The organism is Prauserella oleivorans (assembly GCF_042685745.1).
Classification (GTDB): domain Bacteria; phylum Actinomycetota; class Actinomycetes; order Mycobacteriales; family Pseudonocardiaceae; genus Prauserella_A; species Prauserella_A oleivorans.
In genome coordinates this window covers 1,075,402-1,092,610 of the sequence record NZ_JBHUNT010000001.1, presented here as the reverse complement: position 1 = coordinate 1,092,610, position 17,209 = coordinate 1,075,402, and the positions used below count along the sequence as shown (strand labels likewise).

At 68.9% G+C, this 17,209-nt stretch carries 17 protein-coding genes and 1 tRNA gene; 8 read left to right on the top strand and 10 right to left on the bottom strand.

From position 1 onward, the window contains the following. Nucleotides 1–276: 276 nt before the first annotated feature. Genes ACFSZT_RS05435 through ACFSZT_RS05425 form a run of 3 tightly spaced genes read right to left on the bottom strand, consistent with a single transcriptional unit; the run spans nucleotide 277 to nucleotide 3,092 of the window. On the bottom strand, nucleotides 277–1,674 hold the full coding sequence (locus ACFSZT_RS05435) for a glycosyltransferase family 2 protein (RefSeq protein ID WP_377390168.1): 1,398 nt from the start codon (nucleotides 1,672–1,674) through the stop codon (nucleotides 277–279). A gap of 2 nt (nucleotides 1,675–1,676) precedes the next feature. Then, entirely contained in the window at nucleotides 1,677–1,844 is a 168-nt protein-coding gene (locus ACFSZT_RS05430) for a hypothetical protein (protein ID WP_377390047.1), read from the bottom strand. A gap of 18 nt (nucleotides 1,845–1,862) precedes the next feature. Further along, nucleotides 1,863–3,092 (bottom strand): nucleotide sugar dehydrogenase, encoded by a 1,230-nt coding sequence (locus ACFSZT_RS05425; RefSeq protein ID WP_377390045.1) that lies wholly within the window; start codon nucleotides 3,090–3,092, stop codon nucleotides 1,863–1,865. A gap of 525 nt (nucleotides 3,093–3,617) precedes the next feature. On the opposite strand from ACFSZT_RS05425, the gene ACFSZT_RS05420 reads away from it, so the two are divergent. From ACFSZT_RS05420 to ACFSZT_RS05410, 3 genes are all read left to right on the top strand, one after another. Continuing rightward, the gene (locus ACFSZT_RS05420; protein WP_377390043.1) at nucleotides 3,618–3,932 is read left to right on the top strand and encodes a DUF6218 family protein; all 315 of its coding nucleotides are present in this window, start codon (nucleotides 3,618–3,620) and stop codon (nucleotides 3,930–3,932) included. 524 nt (nucleotides 3,933–4,456) lie between these two features. Next, on the top strand, nucleotides 4,457–5,098 hold the full coding sequence (locus ACFSZT_RS05415; protein WP_377390041.1) for a hypothetical protein: 642 nt from the start codon (nucleotides 4,457–4,459) through the stop codon (nucleotides 5,096–5,098). A 263-nt stretch (nucleotides 5,099–5,361) separates the two neighbouring features. After that, nucleotides 5,362–6,012 (top strand): site-specific integrase, encoded by a 651-nt coding sequence (locus ACFSZT_RS05410; protein WP_377390040.1) that lies wholly within the window; start codon nucleotides 5,362–5,364, stop codon nucleotides 6,010–6,012. A gap of 67 nt (nucleotides 6,013–6,079) precedes the next feature. On the opposite strand, the gene ACFSZT_RS05405 is transcribed toward ACFSZT_RS05410, so the two are convergent. After that, nucleotides 6,080–6,155, bottom strand: a tRNA-Lys gene (locus ACFSZT_RS05405). Between the two features lie 674 nt (nucleotides 6,156–6,829). Then, nucleotides 6,830–7,027 carry a hypothetical protein gene (locus ACFSZT_RS05400; protein WP_377390038.1) on the bottom strand — a complete coding sequence of 66 codons (198 nt, stop codon included), beginning with the start codon at nucleotides 7,025–7,027 and terminating at the stop codon, nucleotides 6,830–6,832. Between the two features lie 253 nt (nucleotides 7,028–7,280). Between ACFSZT_RS05400 and ACFSZT_RS05395 the strand changes: the two genes are divergently transcribed. Then, nucleotides 7,281–7,562 carry a hypothetical protein gene (locus ACFSZT_RS05395; RefSeq protein ID WP_377390036.1) on the top strand — a complete coding sequence of 94 codons (282 nt, stop codon included), beginning with the start codon at nucleotides 7,281–7,283 and terminating at the stop codon, nucleotides 7,560–7,562. A gap of 18 nt (nucleotides 7,563–7,580) precedes the next feature. Here ACFSZT_RS05395 and ACFSZT_RS05390 read toward each other — a convergent pair whose 3' ends face one another. Beyond that, complete coding sequence (locus ACFSZT_RS05390) at nucleotides 7,581–7,994, bottom strand: hypothetical protein (protein ID WP_377390034.1); 414 nt, start codon at nucleotides 7,992–7,994, stop codon at nucleotides 7,581–7,583. A 300-nt stretch (nucleotides 7,995–8,294) separates the two neighbouring features. Further along, nucleotides 8,295–8,630: a YnfA family protein gene (locus ACFSZT_RS05385; protein ID WP_377390032.1), complete on the bottom strand. Its 336-nt coding sequence runs from the start codon at nucleotides 8,628–8,630 to the stop codon at nucleotides 8,295–8,297. A 298-nt stretch (nucleotides 8,631–8,928) separates the two neighbouring features. Between ACFSZT_RS05385 and ACFSZT_RS05380 the strand changes: the two genes are divergently transcribed. Next, nucleotides 8,929–9,492 (top strand): NADPH-dependent FMN reductase, encoded by a 564-nt coding sequence (locus tag ACFSZT_RS05380; protein WP_377390030.1) that lies wholly within the window; start codon nucleotides 8,929–8,931, stop codon nucleotides 9,490–9,492. A 15-nt stretch (nucleotides 9,493–9,507) separates the two neighbouring features. Here ACFSZT_RS05380 and ACFSZT_RS05375 read toward each other — a convergent pair. Next, a protein-coding gene (locus tag ACFSZT_RS05375) for an IS5 family transposase (protein ID WP_377478175.1) occupies nucleotides 9,508–10,376 on the bottom strand; the annotation gives its coding sequence in 2 pieces (ribosomal slippage) (nucleotides 9,508–10,008 and nucleotides 10,011–10,376; 867 coding nt in all). Nucleotides 10,377–10,468: 92 nt separating this feature from the next. On the opposite strand from ACFSZT_RS05375, the gene ACFSZT_RS05370 reads away from it, so the two are divergent. From ACFSZT_RS05370 to ACFSZT_RS05360, 3 genes are all read left to right on the top strand, one after another. Continuing rightward, the gene (locus ACFSZT_RS05370; RefSeq protein WP_377393960.1) at nucleotides 10,469–13,171 is read left to right on the top strand and encodes a helix-turn-helix transcriptional regulator; all 2,703 of its coding nucleotides are present in this window, start codon (nucleotides 10,469–10,471) and stop codon (nucleotides 13,169–13,171) included. A 30-nt stretch (nucleotides 13,172–13,201) separates the two neighbouring features. Further along, nucleotides 13,202–14,224 (top strand): hypothetical protein, encoded by a 1,023-nt coding sequence (locus ACFSZT_RS05365; RefSeq protein ID WP_377393958.1) that lies wholly within the window; start codon nucleotides 13,202–13,204, stop codon nucleotides 14,222–14,224. Nucleotides 14,225–14,304: 80 nt separating this feature from the next. Continuing rightward, complete coding sequence (locus ACFSZT_RS05360; RefSeq protein WP_377393957.1) at nucleotides 14,305–15,879, top strand: glycoside hydrolase family 13 protein; 1,575 nt, start codon at nucleotides 14,305–14,307, stop codon at nucleotides 15,877–15,879. A gap of 4 nt (nucleotides 15,880–15,883) precedes the next feature. Here the strand turns inward: ACFSZT_RS05360 and ACFSZT_RS05355 are convergent, their stop codons facing one another. Both ACFSZT_RS05355 and ACFSZT_RS05350 read right to left on the bottom strand, forming a co-directional pair. Next, nucleotides 15,884–16,450 carry a sigma-70 family RNA polymerase sigma factor gene (locus tag ACFSZT_RS05355; protein ID WP_377393956.1) on the bottom strand — a complete coding sequence of 189 codons (567 nt, stop codon included), beginning with the start codon at nucleotides 16,448–16,450 and terminating at the stop codon, nucleotides 15,884–15,886. Next, nucleotides 16,437–17,207, bottom strand: coding sequence for a helix-turn-helix domain-containing protein (locus ACFSZT_RS05350; RefSeq protein ID WP_377393968.1), 771 nt, complete (start codon nucleotides 17,205–17,207; stop codon nucleotides 16,437–16,439). Before ACFSZT_RS05350 ends, ACFSZT_RS05355 begins: the two co-directional genes overlap by 14 nt. Nucleotides 17,208–17,209 lie beyond the last annotated feature (2 nt).

Below are 17,209 nucleotides of genomic sequence, written 5' to 3'. Positions count from 1 at the left end.
GGCGGCGGTCATGCCAAGCCTCCGTTCGCAGCGAGGGCGGCGCGACGACAGGCCAACGCGCTCACCCGCGAGTACAAAGGCGGCTACTGGCAGAACCGCGTCAAGATCCACCGTCATCGTAGAAAAGGCCGCGCGAGCGCACAACCGGAGCAGGCACCAGAGGCAGGAGAGCGCGCCGACGTGGACGGCAGACACGGCGGCGTCCCGCGTCTACTGGCACTGCCGACGGCACCGAACGTAAGGTGCCGGCGCAGGTGGTGCACACTCGGAGCGCCGTTAGACTCGTGCGTGCTTCGGCAACTGCCCCACCGCAGGAAGAATGCGAGTTTGCTCGGTGACGTGCTCGGCAGCCGCCACTACGCGCGTCGGTAGACCCGCCGGGTCGGCAGGAGGCAGAGCCCGCGTGGGCTCTTTCTCGGCGTGCGCAAGCTGAGTTGTCACTGAACCGCTGCGCGTATGCCATCCCCGGTCGCGCAGTTTGAGGATGGCGTAGTACTTGGCGGGGTAGATGATCGCGAGCTTGACGACCAGTTCGGCGGGAGTGAGCAGGATCCATGTCCACAGCTTGGTGAACCAATGCATCCCGGGTCGGAGTAAGACATACATGCCCGTCTCCGTGTAGCGGATGAGGACGTAGGCGCAGAAGGCCAGCAGGGTCGCATCGGCGTGTAGCCGCTCGCCGATCACGGCGAGCGCCATCCACCCCATCATGATCGGCAGCATCACCCACTGCGCAACGGCCAGCACGGGGAACAAGATCTTGTGGATCGCCAGGTTGGTCACCGTGAATGGGAAGGCTTGCCACGCTGACTTGCCCCACCGAAGCCGCTGCCGGAAGAGGCCCTTCACGGTCTCCGGCATCGCGCTGTGCACCATGGCCTCGTTGACGACGACCACGTCTCCACGCAGTGACGCGTACATCGTCAGTCGACGGTCATCACCGTTCGTGCCGGAGACGAGGTAGTCGGGGAGATTGTCGAAGATGACTTCCGCGCGATACAGGGCAAGAGCTCCCGATGTCGTCTCCACCGCCCCCAACGCCGAGCGCGAGGTGCGTATCATCAGGCACGACGTGCCAATGTTCATGTCGCTGACCCGTGTGAGGAAGTTCTGACGCCAGTTGCGGGTAAGGATGAGTCCCGTCGCGGCTTGCACCTTCGGCCGGCTCATCGCACGCAGCAGATACTCCAGTGCATCGGGTTCAGGAACCGAGTCCGAGTCGACGGTGAAGATGTAGTCCCAGTCGCGGCGGTCCAAGGTGCGCAACACGTTGGCTTGGGCGTGCCGCTTGCCCTGGTTGGGCTGTCGGTGCCAATAGACACGTTCATGTTCGATCATCGGCTCGACGGTAGGGGTCGATCCGTCGTCCATGACGTGGATCTCGTCCGGTAGGACGGTCTGGTTGAGCAGCGCTGTGATCGCGTTGCGCAGAAGTTCTGGCTCTTCGTTGTACGCGGGGACGATCGCCACGACGCGTCCCCGCGCTACCGGCAACTTGTTGTAGTTGCGGCTGAATGCCACTGCCCACACGTAGAAGCTGACAAGCGCGGCGTTGAACAGATAGATCCCGACCATGATTTTGTCGTGCGGCTGGTTCATGATCAGGTGGTAGGTCACCGCCCAGACGGCGACGCCAATGCCGCCGACTGCCCCCGCGAGGACTTTACGGTTCATGCTCACTGGCCGGGTGTCTGATAGCGGCGGTGACGAGTGCTCAGGCGGAGCAGCACGACGCCCAGCACGATGATCACGAAGGCGCCCGCGACGATCCAGCCCAAAGTCAGGTTGAAGCCGAGGACGGTGAACCCGAGGCCTGTGGCGGCAAGGGTGCGGTTTTCGTACATGGGATTCTCCTTCGGAGGTCAGAGCACCTGGCGGTGCGGGAGTGGAAGGCGGTAGGTGGTGTCCAGGACCACCGGCTCATCGGCCAGCCAGCCCAGATCCAGACCGGGATGCGCGGTGTGCACGATGACCAGGTCCCACGGACCCTGCGGTGCCTCTGCCGTCAAGGTGCGTTCACCGATGTGGATCTGGTCCACGTGCGGGTCGGTGTAGTGCACGTCGGCCCCGCGCCGAACGAGTTCGGCGATGATCTCCAGGGCCGGTGATTCCCGCACGTCGGCCACGCCCGGCTTGTAGGTCACGCCGACCAGAAGAATCTTCGCACCAACAAGCGGGGTGCTGTGCTCAGCCAGCACCTCCTGAGCCCTCCGGACGACATGCAGCGGGCGGTGCGCGATCGATGTCATCGCAGCTTCGATCACAGGCGAACCGACTCGTCGCCGCCGCAGGTCCCAGAGCAGGTAGTGCGGGTCGCACGGAATGCAGTGCCCACCCACGCCTGGGCCGGGGTAGAAGGGCATGAATCCATACGGCTTCGTGGACGCGGCCGCGATGACCTCCATCGGGTCGAGGTTCAGCGCACGCACCGCCGACGCGAACTCGTTGGCGAACGCGATGTTGACTGCCCGAAAGGTGTTCTCGAGCAATTTCGTGGCCTCCGCCGCCTCCGGTGAAGACACCACGTGCACGACCGGCGTCCAGTCGGCCAGCAAGTCCACCGCACGACGGGTGCACTCCTCAGTCACACCACCCACCACACGAGGTGTGCGCTCGGGGGTGTGGCTGGCGTCGCCGGGGTCAATGCGCTCGGGGCTGAACGCCACGAAGACGTCCCGGCCGACGAACAGCTCCCGCGCCTCCAAGGCACCTACCAGCAATTCGCGAGTGGAACCGACATACGTGGTGGACGTGAGAACGATTGTCTGTCCCTGCACCGCGGTCTCGGCGACCATGGTGCAGGCGCCCTGCAGGGCGCTGAGGTCCGGCACGAGGTGCTCGTCCACCGGCGTCGGCACACACACAATGATCGAGGCCACCGCGGCCAACTGAGACTGCTCGCTGGTGATCTCCAGCTGACCGCCGAGATGTCGTGACAAGCGCTCGTGATCGGCCGGAAGGAGGTCAGCGCGGCCGGCCTTGATGTCGGCAAGCCGCGCTTCCGAGATCTCGAATCCGATGACCGGGCGGCCAGACTCGGCGAGGGCCAGAGCCGTGGGCAGTCCGACATATCCGAGGCCGACCACTGCCACGGAGTCGGCTGTCACCGCCGTCCGATCGTGATGGTCACCTGACTCAGCCAGGAGGACGGATGTCATGAAGTTCCCCAAAGATGGTTTGCGGCGATCTTGTTCGCTGCAATCGCGGGGTCCATCGATGAACTCGGGCTCCGCGTAACGGGGTTATACGTGGTGAATCGGCAACCAGAAAGCGCACGTTGATCTTGAGCCGACAAGTATCCGCAGATGGATGCAAGCCAATCGCTGACAAAACGACCGCCACGGATCGCTTCACAACGCTGATGTTTCCCTCGAATGGACTAGTCCAGTCGGCACCAACAGCCGTACCAGCTGGTGAAGCGCCCGCGCCACCAAGTGGATCCGCCGCTGGTGCCGCTACGTCGAGTGCGACCTACAGGAACAGGCTGTCCGTGATGCGTCGGTTATCGATGCGTTACAGCGGGTGTCGTAACGGTGGACGACTTTCGACGACATCTGGACTTTCGACGACATCTGTGAGTACGGAGCGATCATGCTCAGGACTGGACAGGGGCCATCGTGGTAGATGCGGCGACGGAATCGTCGTTGGAGTTGGAGACCATACTTGCGGGGGTCGATGCCGAGGCATGGGCTCCGGGGAGCTCCCTCGTAGCAGTGGGAGCCGACGAGGCAGGCGCTGACACAGTGGCGGTATGGCAGCTGAGTCCGCTGGCGGTCCCAACGGGAGCGTGGTTGTTCTCGTTCCCCGCCCTCGTGGGGTCTCGAGCAGAGGCCCGGCGCGCGTTGACGCTCGTCCGGTCAGTCGGCAAGCACGATCTGCCCATCCCCAACCGAATTACAGACTGGGACACTGACGAGATCACACACGGTTAGTTTCAACGAGTTTCACCGCTGTCGTTGATGTCGAAACTCGCTTGAGCAGCAGCCGTGGGCCTCGGCGTGGGACAGCCGCTCGGCGGGCCGGCTTTCCCGGAACTTGCGTACCCCTGTGTTATAGGTGGTGATCACTCCACGACGAGTGGCTGCGCGGCCGGTCGCGGCAGCCAAGGTCCGCGATGATCAGAGCCAGCCGCCGGACGACCTCGTTCGCCCTGCTACGAGCGAATCCCTAGCGGGTCGACGCCGCGCGGCCCGCTCGGTCGGACGATCAGCGTGGACACATCTGCGTGTGGGCGAACATCGGCAAGCTCACCGAACACCCAATCCACCCCGAGTGCGTGTCGTCCTCGACCTCGAGGTCGAACCGACCTGCCCGGCAAGCCCCCGCACACGGAAGCGAGTTAAGGGTCCACAAATTCGTAGCACTTCATGCATTGACGATGCCCTAAATTGCGCGTGACATTTGGTTTCTCACCCGAGAAAAATTGCACCGATCACTTCCGAACCTGGAGCTAGCCATGCGAAAGATCATGGCCGCGTTGGCGCTCGCCTCCGTTGCGGGCCTCGGCGCGGTCGCGTGCAGCGACACCGACACCACCGGCGGGCGCCAGCAGCAGCCGCAGCCCGCAGCGGCACCACAAGCACCACCACCCGCCAGCGGGCCAGAAGAAATCATCGAGCCATGGGACACCAACAAGCGCGGCCACGTTCCCCTCTCCGTGGGCGAGCCGTTCACCCTCCCCTCCGCGCTCGGCCCGGCCGGCGACGCCACCTTTACGCTCACCGGCCTCCGGCCCAACCCGGCCTGCGACCCCGAGATAGCCTTGGGTGGCGAGAACCCGGACAACATCCTGGCGCTCGACTTCCTTGTGGAGACCGGCAACGATCCCGAAACGGAGGACTGGCTCACAGAGCTGTTCGCCGGCGCCAGCTTCAAGGAGCTCTCGCACGACGGCGTCAGCCGCGAACCACCCGGCGGCGGGTACCTGATCTACTGCCTGGCCGATGTAGGCAGTGACCCATGGAGCTTCGGACAGAACCAGACCTACGAAGTCACCCTGCAAACCGGCGTGAGCCAACCGCAGGGCGGAACGCTGATCTTCGATAACCACGGCCACAGCTACTACGGCGGACCGGCCGGCTGGGAGATCACCTACTGATGGAGACCACGTGAACAGGAGGCGAGCCTGCTACTCATCACGGCCAACAGCAGTGCCGTCGAGCCGAGAAGCACGACGATCCCGTGTCGGTATGTCCCGCACGGGTCGTCCTCGGCGACGGCCCACCGCGCAGGTGCCACGGTGGCGCGCCACACCCCGCCCATACCACCTGCCTCTTCCGGTTCAATCAGCGTCGATCCTGCAGAACTCTGACCGTCTGGCGGCGTTGTCGTAGTGCTTGTAGCAACCATTGGGGGCAGGCAATGCTCGGCAACGGGAAGGCGAGCGGTCCGCGTGCGTTGACGTTCGAGGAACGTCAGCAGTGGCTCGCCCAGCTGGAAGCAGACGAGAAGGCCGTTCGATGGGACTTGCCTGATCTGTCGCGGTTCCTGATGGCGACCGGTGTTCGGATTGGTGAGGCGCTTGCGCTGTACTGGGAGGACGTAGACCTGGCCAACTCGTTCGTGGACATCAAGTACACCGTCGTACGGGTCAAGGGTCAGGGGCTCAAACGCAAGCCGACGAAGACCGCTGCGGGTGAGCGTGTTCTGCCGCTGCCATCGTGGACCGTGGACATGCTCCAGACGCGGCACGACGCGGCCAAGGAGGCTGGGCGGCCGCCTGCTAGCCCGGTCTTCGCGAACCAGGACGGGAACCTCCGCGACCCGTCCAACACTCTGCGGGCGCTCCGGGAGGCACGTGGCACCGAGGGGTTCGAATGGGTGACGTCCCACGTCTTCCGCAAGACGGCGGCGACCGTGCTGGACGATGCCGGGCTCAGTGCTCGCAAGATCGCGGATCAGTTGGGCCATGCGAAGCCGTCGATGACCCAGGACGTGTACCTCGGTCGGAAGGTCGTGAGCTGGGACGCTGCCGAGGTCCTCGAAAGCATCCTCGATAAGAAGTCCACGTAGTTTGCTGTGGGTAACCTGTGGGCCGATCTTGACGGCGACGCCCGTTCAACCCTCTGACCTGGGGTTTTGGTGGGCCGCCTGGGACTCGAACCCAGAACCCGAAGATTAAAAGTCTCCTGCTCTGCCAATTGAGCTAACGGCCCGCACCGGGGAGTCTAGCCGGATACGCCCCGGCCTCTCGCCCGGGCTCAGGTGTGCGGTGAGCCTGCCAGGGGACCCAGCCGGACGGCTACCCCGTACCGCCCTACTCGGCCCTCCGCCGGTACGCCGTCGTGCTACCGGTCCGGACGTGCACCGCGGCGGCGACGATCTCCAGCACGGCAGCGGCCGGCCAGCGGAGGTCGGCAGATACGGACCCAGCTCGGGCGTGAGGTTGTGCAGGCCCCAGGCGCTGAGCCAGACGACCACGATCAGCACTCCCGCTCCCAGCGCTCCGGTCACCGTGGGTCGCCGGTTGCACGACGGCGGCCATGGCCACGGCGTTCGCCGGCACCCACACCCACAGCGTGCCATCGGGCAGCTCGGGCACGACGACGAGCACGGAGGTAGTGGGCAGCAGGGTGACCACGATAGCGACAGCAGCGACCACCCTCGCGCGAGTACCGCGCGCCGCGCGTTCCCACTCCCACAGCCGAGGTCTGGTGAGTATCAGGACCCCCGTTACGCAGACGATGGCGCACAGCGGCAATCGGTTGGGCCGCACCGGCGATAGGTCGATGCGGATCACCGTGGTCCCGATGACGGCGCTGACCCCCATCACCAACGGCGTGGCCGCCAAAGCCCGGTGGGCAGCCCCGCGTCAGCAGAACGATTCGGGTCATGCGGCGGGCAGGTCTCGGCACGTGAACCAGCACGTGCCGAGCGCGTGCTGGTGGGTCCTGATCCAGTTCCGCACATCGGCAGGGGACACCCCGGCGCACGCGGATGTCGGCCTGCCGGTCGGCAGGTAGTCGCGCAGGCCCGCGTACACGTCGACCAGCCGAGCGCCGTCTCCGGCCACCGCGACCCCGGGCACTGGTCGAGGGACAGCAGCGCCGACACGACACCGGACGACTAAGCCTGCATCGCCCACCAGCAAGCCGCTGCTGCCGCGACCGGACCTCCCCAGGTGAACAGCCGGCGCCAGTACGCGGACGTTCGGTAGATACGCGAGACGGCGAGAGCTACGCGGCGGCCCGGATCGGGACGGGCACGCCGACGACCGCCGGATGGCCATGAGCAGCGAGGCGTTCCACGCGGAACTACCGTCGCGGCGAGCAGGGACCCGAATGACCCGGCAAGCAGACCGACGCCAACTCGACGACATCGCCCGGCTCAGCGAGCGCGACGCCAACACGGCGTACCAGCCAGCCAAGCAGCGACTCCGGCCGGACAAGCGCAGGCCGAAGCGGGAACTCGACCAGCGCCGGGCGCAGCTCGTCGCGGTCGGTGGCCCGCGCCGACGCCGAAGGTGCGTCACGGACCGAGCTGCCGACGGCAGCTGGCCGGACGTGGGAGTGGTTTACCGAGCGGTGGAGCAGGACCGCAAGCCGCCCGAGAGCGGGCCGTGACGGATGCCACCGTACCGATCACCGCCGCTCGAACGGCGACGGGCCACCCCGCCTGTAGGCGAACCACTTGCGCATGTTCTCCGGCGTGTCCTGGCGGACAGTGTTGAAGAAAATTTCGATCGTGCTGTCCTCGCCCGCCCATTCGCGAAGCGTTCTGTCCCACCCGTACAACAGGACATAGAGCCTCAGTTGTTGACGGGTGGACCAGTCATCCCAGGAGAACAGCGCGACATCCTGCCACTCAGCCTCGGGCGCGAGCCGCGCGGCCATCAGCCAGGAGTAGTTGCTCGGCAGCTCGTAGCTCTCGAGAGCATGCAGCAAGATCTCGCCGACAAAGCTATCGGTGGAGAAATGCCAGGTTTCCGTATGAGGGTGCGTGTCGTCAGCCATGCCGACGCTGGCCCTGTCGACCTCCACGGTGATCTCTCCCATGCGCGAAGTCTCACATATGCGGGGGTTCCCACCACCGCCGTATGGGAGCAGGGCGGCACGATCTGGCGACCACAGACCCGGAGCCCGTCGCACGTCATCGGGAGTACGGCGACGGGCCACCACTTCCAGCCGGAACGAGCCAGGATGAACCGGAAGAGTGACGCGAGCCCCCGAGCCACCCGCCCGTAGGCACTGACCGGGGATCAGACAACGGCGTCACCGCACTCCGTCGGCCGGCCGGAATCGGTCAGCGAATGACCGACCGGCGCAAGCCGACCACGCACAGCCTGACCGTCCTCATCAGACAGATCGGGGCGCGTACATGATGATCGCGACACCGGCCAGACACAGCGCCGCACCGAAGTAGTCCCACCGGTCGGGCTGGAACCTGTCCACGATCACGCCCCATGCCAGCGATCCGGCGACGAACACCCCGCCGTAGGCAGCCAGGATCCGGCCGAAGTGCGCCTCCGGCTGGAAAGTCGCGACGAAGCCGTAGCTGCCCAGCGAGATCACGCCTGCCGCCACCCACAGCAGGCCGCGATGCTCGCGCACCCCTTGCCAGACCAGCCACGCACCCCCGATCAACGTGAGCGCGGCGAGCACGAACAACAGCACCGAGCGAGCCACCGTCATGACCGGGAACGATACGGCGCCCCGGAAGAACCGGCCGCCGCGAGCCGTGGCCCGCGGCGGCGTCAGGGAAGAGTCAGCACTTCCCGCAGCAGCCACAGCTGGGGCCGGTGCAGGAACCGCAGCAACCGCATCCACTCATGACAGATCACCGTCCTCGTTCGACCGAGTGCTTCAGTTCCGCTTTCACCGTAGGAAACCGGACATCGCCTACGGAACCACTACCCGAGTGATACTTACCGTTGACAGCCAGTCACCTGACAGATGCCGGGCACACCTCGCTCTCCCTAGCGTCGTCGGCATGTCGAACACACTCAAACTCGCCGTCATCATCGGCAGTACCCGCAAGGACAGGTTCGGTCCCGTGCCCGCCACGTGGTTCGCCGCCGAGGCACGCAAACACCACGGTTTCGACGTCGAGGTGGTCGACCTCGCCGGGATGCATCTGCCCAACTCGCTGGACGGCTCGCCCGACGCCGACCGGCTCGGCGAGCGCCTCGCGGAGGCGGATGCGTTCGTGATCGTGACGCCGGAGTACAACCACAGCTATCCGGCATCGCTGAAGATCGCCATCGACTACTACGCGCAGCAGTGGCGCGCCAAGCCGGTCGGTTTCGTGTCCTACGGCGGCATGAGCTGCGGCCTGCGCGCCGTCGAGCACCTGCGGCAGGTGTTCGCGGAGCTACACGCGACCACGGTGCGCGACACGGTGAGCTTCCACAACTTCTGGGAACGCTTCGACGAGAACGGAAATCCGCGTGATCCGGAGTCATGCGCGAGGGCCGCGAAGGGCATGCTCGAACAGCTCCTGTGGTGGGGTACGGCGCTGAAGGAGGCCCGCGCGACGCACCCGTACGCCGCCTAGGTCGTGTCCTGCAATTCATCGTAGCCAGAGGATGATGGCGGCGATGGTGAGTTCTGCCTGGTAGTAGGCGGCGCGTTTGGCGTAGCGGGTGGCTAGGTCGCGGAACTGTTTGAGCCGGTTGAAGCAGCGTTCGACGACGTTGCGCTGCTTGTACAACTCGGCGTCGAAGGCGGGCGGGCGTCCGCCCCGTGAGCCGTGCGCGGCGCGGCGGGCGATTTGGTCGTCGCGTTCGGGGCTGACGAACCGGATCCGGCGTTGTCGCAGGGCGTGGCGGGTCGAGGGGTGCGAATAGGCCTTGTCCGCGATCACCACCTCGGGACGGCGGCGTGGGCGGCCAGGCCCGGTGCGAGCGACACGGATCCCGTCCAGCAGCGGCACCAATTGTGGATTGTCACCAGCCTGCCCCGGGGTGAGCACAACCCGCATGGGCAGCCCGCGTCCCTCGACCACGAGGTGGATCTTGGTGCTCAATCCGCCGCGGGAACGTCCGAGTCCTTCGCCGTCGACCGCGATCGCCTCGATGGCGGGCGTGCAGCCCCCTTTTTCCGGGCTCCCGCAGCATGCTGGTGAGCCCGGACCACCGAGGAATCGACACTGATCACCCACTCCACGTCCCCGACAGCGTCGTCTTTGACGATCACCTCGTCCAGAATCCGCTGCCAGGTACCGTCCTTGGTCCACAACCGCAGCCGCTCATGGGCGGTCTTCCACGGCCCATACCGTTCGGGCAGATCACGCCAGGGCGCGCCGGTCCGAAGCTTCCACAGAATCGCATTGATCACCTGCCGGTGATCCCGCCACCGCCGCCCCGGCCCCGACACCGCCGGCAGCAGCGGCTCAATCCGCGCCCAGGCCCGATCCGTCAACTCACCCCGACCAACCACGGACAAGATCAAACCCCATCCGCAGCTAGATCATTTACAGGACACGCCCTAGGCTTGACCTCCACCAAGGTAGAGGTTCCAACCTTGGGGTCATGACTGGACAAGGCGAATCGCGGTTGCTCGGCCGCGCTCAGGAGCTCGGGCGGCTGGAGCGGTTGCTCGCCGAGGCGCGGACCGGGCGTGGCCGGGTGCTCGTCGTCCGCGGTGAGGCGGGCATCGGGAAGTCGACGTTGCTCGACCACGCCGTGAACGCGGGCGCCGACCTGCTCACCCTGCGCGGGACCGGCATCGAGGCCGAAGCCGGACTCGCGTTCTCCGGGCTGCACCTGCTGCTGCGGCCCGTGCTCGGCGAGGTCGATCGGCTGCCGGACGAGCACGCGCGGACGTTGCGACGCGCGCTCGGGCTCGAGCCCGGGCGCGCGGGCGGCCGCTTCGCCATCGGTGTCGCGCTCCTGGAACTGCTGAGCACGCTGGCCCGCGAACAGCCGGTGCTGTGCGTGATCGACGACGCGCATTGGCTCGACGACGCCTCGGCGGCCGCGTTGCTGTTCGCCGCGCGCCGCCTGGGCTCCGAGCGCATCGCGATGCTCTTCGCCGTCCGCGATCTGCACGCACCACCGTGGCCGACGCCGGGCCTGCCGGAGCTCACGCTCGCCGGCCTGGACGACGACGCCTCCACCGAGCTGCTCGAGAACTACGCGAGCGACCTGCCGCGCCACACCCGCGCCCGGATCCTGGCCGAGTCGTGTGGCAACCCACTCGCCCTGCTCGAACTCACGGCCACCGAGCGCATGGGCAGGAATCCGCGGACGCCGTGCGGCACGGCCCCGCACAGCCGCATCCGGCGCGCGTTCGCCGACCGGATCGCCGCGCTGCCGGACTCCGCGCGCACGGTGCTGCTCGTCGCCGCGGCGGACGGAACGTGCGACACCGGCACCGTGCTGGCCGCCGCCGAACGGCTCGGCGCCTCGCTCGACGACCTGCGCCTGGCCGAGGACGCCCAGCTGCTGATGTTCACCGACAACTGCCTCGGCTTCCGGCACCCGTTGATCCGGACGACGGCCTACCACGCCGCGACGCTCGCCCAGCGACTCGACGCCCATCGCGCGCTGGCGGCCGTGCTCGACACCGCCGACGACACCAACGCCGACCGCCGCGCGTGGCATCTCGCCGCGGCCGCGACGGCGCCGGACGAGGCGGTGGCCGCCGCGCTGGAGAGCAGTGCTGAACACGCACGGGCGCGCGGAGGCCTCGCCGCGGTCGCCGCCGCCTACGAGCGGGCGGCTGAGCTGAGCCCGGACCGGCACGACCGCGGCAGGCGGCTCACCGCGGCGGCGCGGGCGGCCGCTGACGCCGGCCAGCCGGAACGCGCGTGCGAACTCGCCGCGCGCGCGGCGCCCCTGCTGACGGACCCGCTCGGCGCCGGGTGGTCGGCCATGGTCCGCGCCGCCCTCACCGACGACGAGGACCGAGGGCTCGACGCGCACCACATGCTGGCGGGCACGGCGGAGTCGGTGGCCGATCGCGCGCCGGACCTCGCGGGCACGCTGCTGTTCTGGGCCGCGGACTCGGCGCGGCAGGCAGGCGACCCGGCGGCCGCGGCGCGCTCCGCGGCCCTGGCCGAGTCGCTCCGGCTGCCGGGAGCCGAGGGCGTCCGCGATGTGGCCACCGTCGCGGAGGGCCGAGTGGCCAACGCGGTACCCGCGCTGCGCCGCCTGCTCGACCGGGCTGCCGGGCTGCCACCGACCTGCCCCGACCAGCCGCTGGAGCTACGCGCCCGGACCACGGTCGCCGCGTGGCCGATGCTGCTCGGCGACGACGCGGCCGCACACGAACTGGCCCTGGGCGCGGTGCGGGACGCCCGCCAGCACGCGGCGACCGGGGTGCTGCCGGAGGCGCTCGCCCTGCTGGCCAGCGCCGAGCTGCGACTCGGCCACCACACGGACGCGCGCGCGACCGCCACGGAAGGGCTCGACCTCGCCCGCGAGATTGGCCAGCGGCGCAGCGCGGCACGGCTTGCGGGCGTGCTGGCGATGCTGGCAGCGCTCGAAGGCGACGAGCCGAAGGCCGTCGAGCACGCGGCCGCGGCGGACCCGCCGCAGGCCGCACTGGCTCTCAGTGTGCTCGAGCTGGGCCTGGGCCGGCACGACGCGGCGCTCGACCGGCTGACCGCGCTGACGCCCGCTCCGGACCGCCTGGAGGCCCTGGAGGCCGTGCCGACCCTCGTCGAGGCCGCCGTGCGGGCCGGCGAGCCGGACCGCGGCACGCAAGCGCTTGCGGAGTACGTGACCTGGGCAAACGACACCGGCCAGGTGTGGGCGCAGGCCGTCGCGACACGCTGCCGTGCGTTGCTCGGGGAGCCGGAGCTGTTCGCCAAGGCCGTCGAGCTGCACCTCGGGGTCCGGGACAGGCCGTTCGAGCGGGCGCGCACCGAGCTGCTGTACGGCGAGTGGCTGCGCCGCGAACGGCACCGCAGCCGCGCGCGGGCGTACCTGCGCTCGGCCCTGGCGATCTTCGAGCGGCTCGGGGCCACGCCGTGGGCCGACCGGGCGCGCACGGAGCTGCGCGCGACCGGAGAGAGCCGGACCACCGGGAGCGGCACCGGGCTCACGGCCAGGCTGACCCCGCAGGAGCTGCGCATCGTCCGGCTCGCGGCCGACGGCCTCAGCAACCGCGACATCGGCGCCAAGCTCTACCTCAGCCCGAGGACCGTCGGCTACCACCTCTACAAGGCGTATCCCAAGCTCGGCGTCGCCTCCCGCGCCGAGCTGGCCAAACTCGGGCTGGCGAGCTGACACCGTCTCGGGCGTGCCACACTTCGCAACGTGGAGTACCAACTGTCGGCCGAGCTCACCACGCCGGCGAACAGCCCCGACCTGGACGCGCTCCAGCAGGTCGGGGTCGTCGCGCTGCTCGACAGCAGGCTGAGCCGCCTCGCGGCGATCGAGGGGCCCGACGGCGTGGAGATCACCCCTGTCGAACACTCCGTGCACGCCCACCTCGGTGGCGCGAACGTGAGCTGGTTGCTCGACGCGCCCGCCCTCGTGTTCGCCGAGGACGCCACCCGGTCGGTACTCGAACAGCTGCTCGACGAAACGGAGCTGCTCGAGGGCTGGCAAGTCAAGCATTGCGCCGTCACGGCCACCGACGACCAGCTCGAGAGCGCGCTGGCGGCCGAGGCCGAACCGGACGGGCTGGAGGAGCCGGGCCCGGAGGCGCAAATCGAGCTCGTCGAGCGCAGGCAGCGGCTGCTCGACGCTGCCGAGTACCTGCGGGCCTTCGACCTCGCCGCGTTCGGGCACACCGACGGCGGCGACGTCACCGAGGAGGAGGCGCGCTACGTCGCCGGGGCGCTCGTGCACGGGGTCGAGATGGTCACCGACGAGCTGTTCAGCGACATCCAGCTGCTCGAGGACGAGGACGCCACGGCCGACGAGGCGGACGCTCTCTGGGTGCTCGACGAGCTGCCGCAGCAGTTCGCCCACCACTACACCGCGCTGTTCGCGAAGCAGTTCCTTGTGACCACCGCCATCCTCGGCCACCGGCTGACCCAGCCGGACTGGACACAGCCACTGTGCGTCGCCGAGGCGCTCGCCCTGCACATCGTCAAGTCGCGGGCGGAGCTCGAGCTCGACCTCGCCGAGGTGATGAGCGAGGACCGCGCCGCCGAGATCCTCGCGATCTTCGACGACCACGCCTTCGCCGACGGCGACCACGAGGCGCTCTACGAGGACGACGAGGCGAGCGAGGACGTGGACGTCAACTCGTGGTTCCGGCCGAACCCCGACGTCACGGACGCGCCCGGGCTGCACCCCTACCTCACCGACGAGGAGCTCCCGCTCGACTGACCGCTTCGGTGGTTCGAACGACCGCCTGCCCTGTGCGGCGCCAGCGCTTGGCCGGTCGGGCACGCGGGTAATCCGGCGGTATGGGCGATCCGTGGTGGCGCAAGGCGGCGATCTACGAGATCTACGTGCGTAGCTTCGCCGATTCCGACGGCGACGGCGTGGGCGATCTGCCCGGGGCGCGCGAACGCCTCGGCTACCTCGCCGATCTCGGGGTGGACGCCGTCTGGCTCACGCCGTTCTACCGCTCGCCGATGGCCGACGGCGGCTACGACGTCGCCGATTACCGGTCGGTGGATCCGTTGTTCGGCACGCTCGCCGACGCGGAGGCGTTCATCCGGACGGCCCACCGCATGGGCCTGCGCGTGCTGATCGACCTGGTGCCCAACCACACGTCGGACCAGCACCCGTGGTTTCGGGAAGCACTCGCCGCGGAGCCCGGCTCGCCCGCGCGCGAACGCTACCTGTTCCGGGACGGCCGGGACGGCGGCCCGCCCAACGATTGGGAGTCGCTGTTCGGTGGACCTGCGTGGACGCGCGTGCCGGACGGCCAGTGGTATCTCCACCTGTTCGACCCGGGACAGCCCGACCTGAACTGGCACAACGAGGAAGTGCGGGCAGAGTTCGCGAGCATCCTGCGGTTCTGGCTGGACCGTGGCGTGGACGGCATCCGCGTGGACGTGGCGCACGGGCTGGTAAAGGCCGACGGGTTGCCGGACGCCGGCTTCACCGATCAGGCCGCCTTCATCACCCAGCGGGAGCTGCCGTACTTCGATCAGGACGGCGTGCACGAGATCTACCGCGAGTGGCGCAAGCTGCTGGACTCCTACCCCGGCGAGCGGATGGGCGTGGCCGAGGCGTGGGTGCGCAACGCCGACCGGCTGGCCCGCTACGTGCGCTCGGACGAGCTGCACCAGGCGTTCAACTTCCACTACGCGGGCGCGCACTGGTCGGCGACGGAGTTCCGGTCGGCGATCGAGGACTCGCTCGCGGCGGTCGCGGACGTGGGTGCCGCGAACACGTGGGTTCTGTCCAATCACGACATCCAGCGGCACGTGACCCGCTTCGGCGGGGGCGAGACCGGCGTGCACCGGGCGCGGGCGGCCGCGTTGCTGACACTGGCGCTGCCCGGCTCGGCATACCTCTACCAGGGCGAGGAGCTCGGCCTGCCCGAGGTCACCGATCTGCCGGACGACGTGCTCGCCGACCCGATCTGGGAACGGTCCGGGCACACCGAACGTGGCCGTGACGGCTGCCGGGTGCCGATCCCGTGGTCGGGCGCCGAGCCACCGTTCGGGTTCGGCGGGCCTGCGTGGTTGCCGCAGCCGCGCGAGTGGGCGGAGCTGACGGTGGAGGCGGAGCTCGCCGATCCGGGATCGACGTTGAACCTCTACCGCACGGCGCTGCGGCTGCGTCACCGGCTGCCCGACACCGGCCTGGAGTGGCTCGACACCGAACCCGAGGTGCTCGCCTTCTGCCGCGCACCCGGGTTCGTCTGCACCGTCAACTTCGATCCGGCGCCCGTGCGGATTCGCCGCCCCGGCCGGCTGCTGGTGGCGAGCCGGTGGCACTCCGCCCTCGACCGCGACGAGAACCAGGTGACACTGCCACCCGACACCGCCGCATGGTGGCTCGACCAGCCGGAGCCGGCGGCCTGAGGCGTCACATCCGGCCGGCCCGGCCGCTGGTCAGCGGCGTGCGCAGGGCGTCCACGAGGTCCCGGCGGGCGCGGAACACGCGCGAGCGAATGGTGCCCACCGCGCAGTCGCACACCTCGGCGGCCTCCGCGTAGGAAAGGCCCAGTACCTGGGTGAGCACGAACGCCTCCCGCCGCTCGGAGTCCAATTCGGACACCAGCCGGTGCAGCACCACGAGCCGGCCGTGGTCCGGTGCGGCCACGCCGCCGTCGAGCACGTCGTCCGCGCCGACCGTCGCCGGCCGTCGCGCGCGGGTGCGCAGGTGGTCGGCGGCGACGCGGCGCGCGATGGCGAGCAGCCACATGCGGGCGGGCGATCGGCCCGCGTATCCGGGCAGTGCCGCGAAGGCCCGCAGATACGTCTCCTGCACCAGGTCCGCCGCGACCCGCCGATCGGCGAGGTGGCTCAGCAGCCGGAACAGCTGGGCCTGGGTGGCGGCGACGAATCGCTCGGCGGCGTCCCGCTCGCCAGCGGCCGCGCGCAGTGCCGCGTCGGTGATGTCCTCGTCCGCGTATCGCTCACTGCCTGCCAACGCGCACCACCACGTCCGGGCGGTCGTCGAGCCAGCGGCTGAGCAGCTCGAACTGTTCGAGCGGCCAGGAGCAGATCACCAGCCGCACATCGCGGGAGAGCTGCATGCGCAGGCGCTCGCGGAAGTCGCCGAGCTGCTCGGTGCCGAAGGGCCGCGGGCTCACCAGGAACAACAGCACGCCACGGCTGGTCACGGCCAGGAGCGTGTTGAGCCGGTCCGCCTCCACCGGCGAGCGCGGGCACGTCCAGCCCGTCCACACCACGTCGCTGCGGATCCGGCCGGCGTCCTGCGCGGGGCTTCGCGGCGCCGTCGGCACGCTCGACTCCCGCATCCGGGCGAGCAGGTTGACGTCGGTGACGAGCCCCCAGCGGGAGAGGTACTGGCCGACCGTGGCCGTGCTGAGCGTGATGCCGAACTCACGGCTGACGAGGTCGGCGAGCGCGCGGCGGCTCCACAGCTGATACGGCAGGCCGACCTCGTCCGGCGGGCTGCCCACCACGGTCTTGACGGTCCACGCCTGCTGGCTGGGCGAGAGGGCGAGCTGCTCGCCCGGCTTGCGGCCCCGGCGCCGCGGGCGCAGCGCCTGCTCGCCGTGGTCGCGGTAGGCCCGCACCCACGTGCCGACGGTCTTGCGCGACACACCGAACATGCGGGCGACGTGCAACTGCGGGATGCCCGACTCGACAGCCGCAACCGCACGGCGCCGCAACCGCTCGAGCGCTTCGGCGGGCAGGGCGCGCGCGTCGTCGTCAATCATGT